A 6,460-nucleotide genomic window follows, 5' to 3' on the forward strand; every position below is an offset into this window, starting at 1 on the left:
TTGTATGGAAAGTATTTTGAATTATCATTTCATAAAGATGTTACTTTTTTATACGGTATGAACGGTTGCGGAAAAACTACAATTCTCAATATATTGCACCATATTATATCAGGGAATCTGCTTAATTTAAGAAAATACGATTTTCGTTATCTTGAACTAATATGTGCAGATGATAAAGAAAACCACAAAAGTATTAAGATTAAAAAGTCTAGCATTAACTCGAACGCGCCGTACGAAATAGTTTTTGAAGACATATCCGGAGTTATATATCCGTTAAGTTCAGGTGATAAGTCGTCAATACATGACGAATTTACTTTTTACAAATCTATAAACCATGACGATGATTCAATTGAGAATGAAGATTTAAATGTTATTAAAGACTCTTTTAGTCAAGTAAGAGAAAAGATTAGAAGTGTTTTTACCCCAATTTATCTTCCACTTACAAGAAAAGACGGTAATTTCGATGAAAGATTTTCAAGACGCCCTTCAAGACCTCGAACTGAATCCTACTTAGATTCTTCAGTTCGCAGAGCAGTAATACTGGTCAAGGATTATAATCAAAACATTACATATTTAGAGAACAAACGTCTTGAATCTTTAAAGGGGGAAGTATTACATAAAGCTCTACTTACTCAGGACTTTAGTATAGATGAGCTTCTTTTAAAAAACCAAAGCTTATCTGTTGAAGATAGGGCAAACGTAATATCAGCTATCTCTGACTTGAGAATTTCTGTAGAAGAAGATCTTAACACCTTAATATATAAAATAGAAGAATCAAAAAATTCGTATTATATAAACGAAAAACATGAATTGGAAATAATTTCACCAATCGGTTTTGCTAACTATATTTCTGCAGTTTCGCAATTAAATAAATTTAGGGAAACCTCTAACATAATAAGGAAGGCAAACGAAGTAAGAAAGCGCTTGAGAAGCCATATTACAAATCTTTTAAGTGTAGTAAATAACTTTTTTTACGATGGTGGAAAAGAGATATATCTAGACAATGCTGGATTAATTAAATTTAGGAACCTAGGGACAGAGGAACCCGGAACAAGTGTAACTGCTTTATCATCAGGTGAAAAACAAATATTGATATTTTTCGTGTACATAATTCTTGGACTGAGAGTTAGTAATAATACAGGAATTTTTATTATAGATGAACCGGAACTATCATTGCATCTTGAATGGCAACAAAAATTTGTTCCAAGCCTACTAAATGTTACCAAGGAAATTCAAATGGTTTTTGCTACCCATTCTCCTGAAATAATTGGAGACATGTTGAATAATTGTGTAGAAGTGAGAGGATATTAAATGAATAAACCTCCTGCTTATAGTGATAGAGGAAGGGCAGCAGTAGCTACGCTTTATACTCCTTACAATGATTTAACAATTTTTGTAGAAGATAAATCTCTTCCACATTTATATTACGTAATATTTCAAAGAATGTTTAATGATAGATTAAAAATAAGGCGAGTAATCCCTTTGGGAGGAAAAAGGAAGGTCATATCTGAATTTAAAGCGTATCGTTCTGGAGTAAAAAGGCATCCAGAACCATGCTTTTTTGTTCTTGATAGAGATTTAGATCCCTACATTGGAAATGATCAAATTGTCGATGATGCAATTATATATCTTGAAGAGTATTGTATTGAGAACTATCTGATTGAAGAATGTTCTGTATTGAGAGCACTTCAGTGGAAACTTAATGACATACCTGATAATATAGCCACCATAGTCAATTATAAAGGATGGTTAGGTTCAATCATCGATCCGTTTTTTAACTTATTTATATCGTTTGCTGTATGCAGATTGCATGATTTAGGCGAAAATGCTAGCATAAGTCCTTTTGTTTTTATAGAGAATAATGGATACCTAGTAGATAATCTAAAAGTCGAGAACTACTTGTCCAAACTGAAAGAAAGATATTGTCTTAAATATGGAAAAAACGAAGATGATTTTAACGTAGAAATTGAAAACATGAGACAGGTTATTACACACGCTATTTTAGACAACATAACTACTGCTATTTCTGGTAAGTACTTATTAGCTAGCTTAATAAGATATGTTAATTTTATTTGCGAAAAAAAAGCTGATGAGAAATTTTTTATTGGTTTACTGGCGAATAATTTTGATATATCGAGACTTGATTATGCTAAGAATAAAATCATTGGTTTATGTAAAATAGGTGATGTTCCTAAATTAGCTTGAAGAATAATTGTTGTGTCCCATTTTCGACGCCGACAAAGTGCTCCGTCAACGAAATTTATAGTTCAATCGCTTGAAGAAACCTGTGCTTTGAGTTCAAGAAAAAAGTGCATCAGCGCGCGGAGAGCCGTCTTGAGATCGAGCCTGGACTTCTTCACTAAGACGCGAAAACAACCCTCCGAGTGTACGTAAGCGTCAATAATGCTGTTTTCGGCATAATAAAAGCACATAAAATGGCAACCGAAAAGTGCAGAGCCGGGTTGCCGGAATAAAAAGGGCACTTGCCAACATCCCATCAACCCCTTACCTTCGATTTGTGCAGATCGGATGGAGGGGTAGGAAAGGATGTTACAAATGCCGCAGCAACAGTTTATCAAGTTTTTGCGCGAACAGGAAGGGTGTTCGATCCAAGAAATCGCCGATCGGGTTCAAGTAAACTGGCGAACGGCAAAGAAATACGCAGATCGGGATAACTGGAACCGAGCTGTAAAGAGCACTGTACATAAGCATCCCGTGATGGAACCCTATGTGGAGATCATCGATACCTGGCTTATCGAAGACGAGAGACTGACCCGAAAACAACGGCATACCGCTGCCCGGATATACAACCGGCTGAAAAACGAGCACGGGTTTACCGGAAGCGATCGCACGGTTCGCAACTATGTCAGCAAGCGCCGCAAGCAACTGCAACTGGAACGAGCTCAACGCTACGAGCGATTGGAGCACCCTGGGGGAGAGGCACAAGTCGATTTTGGAACCATCCAGGTGAGCCAGGATAATCAATTGAAGGAATACAAAGTCCTCTTCGCCTCGTTTCCATACAGCAATGCCGCATTTGCCTACCCGGTGCCCAAAGAGAACCAGGAGTGCTTCCTCGAAGGCATGAAGCGGCTCTTTGAGCAAATGGGCGGTGTTCCTCGTCGGATCTGGTTCGACAACTTGTCGGCTGCGGTCGTGGCTGTGGAATCCCATGGGAAGCGACAATGCACCGACGCATTCTTGCGGTTCAGCGCCCACTACCGATTCGAGCCCGTGTTTTGCAATCCGGCCAGCGGCAACGAGAAAGGCCACGTAGAAAACAAGGTCGGCTATGGGCGTCGCAACTGGTGCGTCCCGCCGCCGGTCTTCGAGTCCCATGATGGGTTAGCCAAGGAACTGGCCGAACGGGCGCTGGCGGATCGGCAACGGAGTCACTACGCAAAAAGCGTCTCGATTGAAAGCCTCTGGGAAGAGGAACAAGCAAAGCTGCTTCATTTGCCGGACGAGCCGTACGAAGTCTTCCGCCTCGAACAGGCCCTGGTGAACAACTACGGCGAAGTTCGCTTTGAAACGGCCACACTCTCGATCCCCCAAAGCCGGCCAGGGGACACCGTATGGCTGAAAATTTCTTGGGACACCATCGATGTGCTGGATTCTCTTCATCGACGGTTGGCGCAGTTTCCGCGCCCGTACATGCAAAAGTCGATAGAGATTGACTGGAAAGCAGTACTGGATGGATTCAAACGCCGTCCACGCGCGGTGACCCATTCCTATTTCGCCGGAATGATGCCCCCGCCAATACGAGCGTTTCTGTCTGCCCCCGATCTTATCGAGCGAAAAAAGCATATCAGCAGCGTGCGCCAGTGGCTGGAGCGCTACAGCCTTTGCGATATCGCTGCGGCATTGGGGGCCGAGGCCGCTGACTCCGAATCCCTGGACTCCCTCTCGCCGGAACGGATCGAGCACCGACTCTATAAAAACCGACACCCGGAGTTTCGCCCCATCCCCTTTGCGGAGCCCTACACACCGGCAGAGATAATTGGCCGAACCCCGGACTTACAGGTCTATAACCGCCTGGCCGCTTTGGGGGGTGAAGCCCGATGAACGAGGAACTTCAGCACCTGTGCCGAAGACTCCGGCTGGCTCATATTCCTGAGGCCTTGTCTACCATTACCCCCAATTCCGATTCCATAGACTTTCTACTACAGATTCTGCGGGCGGAGACCATCGGGAGGTTGGATGCCAAACTCAAACGGCTCATTCACCAAGCCGGGTTCTCCCAACTGAAGACCTTGGAACATTACTCTTTTGACGGGATCACCTTTCCGGGAAACTGTACGTCCGAAAAACTGATGGGGCTTGACTTTCTTTCCCGCAAAGAAAACGTGTTGATGCTTGGCGCCGTCGGAACCGGCAAAACGCACCTGTCGATCGCGCTGGGCATCGAGGCCTGCCGGCAGGGAAAGCCGGTGAGGTTCTACCGGGTTGCCGATTTGGTCAGCCTGCTCCAACAGAAGCACGCCGAGGGACGGCTCCAGCGTTTTCGGCAAGAACTCATGAAGTGCGAATTGCTCATTCTCGATGAACTGGGCTACGTGCCCTTCCATCAAACCGGCGCGGAACTCCTCTTCCACGTCGTCGCTGATTGCTATGAACAGCAGAGCGTGATCGTCACGTCAAACTTAGAGTTTGGTCAGTGGAACAGCATCTTCGGGGATACTCGTCTAACAGCGGCTTTGGTCGATAGGCTGATCCATCATGCCCACATTCTGACCTTTGCTGGCGAGAGTTACCGCCTACGGCATGCCCTAAGCACTAAGAAAAACTAGCCAACATGTTGGCAAAGTGCCCCTGCACAAATCGGTTGCCGATCTCTGCATTTTTGTCTTGCCAAACACATCTCAACCATCCCGGATTACTGCGTTGGGGCCATCGAATTAAATAACGCCCAGATCCCTACCAGCCTAGAGTCGCATAATTTTAACGTATGGGTAGTCGGTGAATATAGGAGGGTGTTTAAATTTTACCGTAAAAAGTTTCTTTAAGGGGGCACAAACTATGCCTAAGTGGGATAATGAGGTTGCGAAAAAAATAATCTCGAAAATTGTAAGACCCGGAGAAGTTAGCGAATGGCTGGGGATGAAAAGTAATTGGGCATACAATCATATTTCTAAAAACCGTACAACGGGCAAGTGGTTAGAGGAGTGGTCAAATCTTGATGAGTTAGAACAGGAACGAATAAATGAAATGATCGAAAAACAGGAATTTACATATAACTCAAATGAATTAGGTAATAATAGGTTTATTGCTATTCGGAAGTACTTTGTAAACATTGAGGCAGAGACGGCTAAATATTTAATATTTGCTAGAAATGGAGAACGTATTGTATGCGTAACTGATTTGATTCCTCGCGAGGTAGAAAACCACTTAACAGTAGTATGGCCTTGGGATGTTCGTTTAAAAGACTTTGAATTGGCAAAAAAATTCAATATATTGGAAATATTCGGAAGGAGTTACGTTTGTCCCGATTATATTACACATGTGCTGATGAGTCAGATGTGTCGAGGTAGGACACGAGAATTTCAGCGTTCATATATAGTATCGAAATGTGCTAGAGACTTCGGGCATTATGGATATTTACGAAAAGATTCTTGGGATATTTTTAATGGTTATAAAGAAAAAATAAAGTTTTTTGCTGATAGTGACAACAATGTGTATTTTCCAGATCTTAAAGAACCTTTAGTTTCCCAAATGACATCATGGGCCAATAAAAGAGGAGGTTCATTAAACCAGTTAATCTCTCGTTTAGGCTACCAACGGATATACCACTTGGATAATCCGCTTCAAGACATAGTAATTCCTTTTTTTAGACCAGAAAACGTTGTAGATGAAGAAGTAATTAGTCATTCCGACTGGTTAAGTAAATTAAAGAATATTCAAAGCATGATACAATTAGAGAAAAGCACAGAGAAATACCGACAAAGACGAAGACGCGAATTGGCGGATTTATTGAAGCAGAAGTATATGTACCGTTGCCAGCTATGCGGGGAAGAAAACGGTGCCATTCCAATAATCGAGAAAGACGATGGGACGCATTATGTGGAAATGCATCATATTGTAGCGCTAGCTGACACTGGCAAAACAGAGGAAGCTAGATTAATTGCGGATGAATGGGGTAGTTTGGATACGTATAAGAACGCTTTAGTAGTCTGCCCACATCATCACCGATATTTACATTATCATCACGGAGGATTCAAAAATTTAATTTTTGAGAATGGTCCGAATGGAAAAGAAGAGGTATTTATAAAATCACGGAAAGGAACACGTATTCGCGTAGTAGAAAATTGGCACTTGGGGAAAATTGGAGATTGAGAGTAGGGCCTTCGTATGACATATGATTTTCTAATCATTTCAAAGGGAGCTATAAATCACGTGAAGGAGCATTTATATACACGAATCGAGTTATGCCTGTTTTAAACTGCTGTATCCGCTGATCTAC

Annotated in this window: 5 protein-coding genes; all 5 read left to right on the forward strand. The window is 42.2% G+C overall.

Annotation, left to right across the window (positions count from 1 at the left end; genetic code table 11):
- On the forward strand, window positions 1-1,311 hold a 1,311-nt coding region (locus GTO91_RS17265; protein WP_161259965.1), incomplete at its 5' end, for an AAA family ATPase.
- Entirely contained in the window at window positions 1,312-2,205 is an 894-nt protein-coding gene (locus GTO91_RS17270) for a DUF4435 domain-containing protein (protein ID WP_161259966.1), read from the forward strand.
- A 342-nt stretch (window positions 2,206-2,547) separates the two neighbouring features.
- The gene (istA, locus tag GTO91_RS17275) at window positions 2,548-4,065 is read left to right on the forward strand and encodes an IS21 family transposase (RefSeq protein WP_161259967.1); all 1,518 of its coding nucleotides are present in this window, start codon (window positions 2,548-2,550) and stop codon (window positions 4,063-4,065) included.
- Entirely contained in the window at window positions 4,062-4,790 is a 729-nt protein-coding gene (istB, locus tag GTO91_RS17280; protein WP_161259968.1) for an IS21-like element helper ATPase IstB, read from the forward strand. Before istA ends, istB begins: the two co-directional genes overlap by 4 nt.
- Before the next feature lie 229 nt (window positions 4,791-5,019).
- Window positions 5,020-6,333, forward strand: a complete 1,314-nt coding sequence (locus GTO91_RS17285) for an HNH endonuclease (RefSeq protein WP_161259969.1) — start codon at window positions 5,020-5,022, stop codon at window positions 6,331-6,333.
- The last annotated feature ends 127 nt before the right edge of the window (window positions 6,334-6,460 follow it).

Origin of the sequence: Heliomicrobium undosum (genome assembly GCF_009877425.1) — a bacterium.
Classification (GTDB): Bacteria; Bacillota; Desulfitobacteriia; order Heliobacteriales; family Heliobacteriaceae; genus Heliomicrobium; species Heliomicrobium undosum.

Excerpts from the sequence above, each read along its gene's own strand:
- GTO91_RS17285 (WP_161259969.1), top strand. The coding sequence starts at position 5,020 with ATGCCTAAGTGGGATAATGAGGTTGCGAAAAAAATAATCTCGAAAATT.
- istB (WP_161259968.1), top strand. The coding sequence starts at position 4,062 with ATGAACGAGGAACTTCAGCACCTGTGCCGAAGACTCCGGCTGGCTCAT.
- GTO91_RS17270 (WP_161259966.1), top strand. The coding sequence starts at position 1,312 with ATGAATAAACCTCCTGCTTATAGTGATAGAGGAAGGGCAGCAGTAGCT.
- istA (WP_161259967.1), top strand. The coding sequence starts at position 2,548 with ATGTTACAAATGCCGCAGCAACAGTTTATCAAGTTTTTGCGCGAACAG.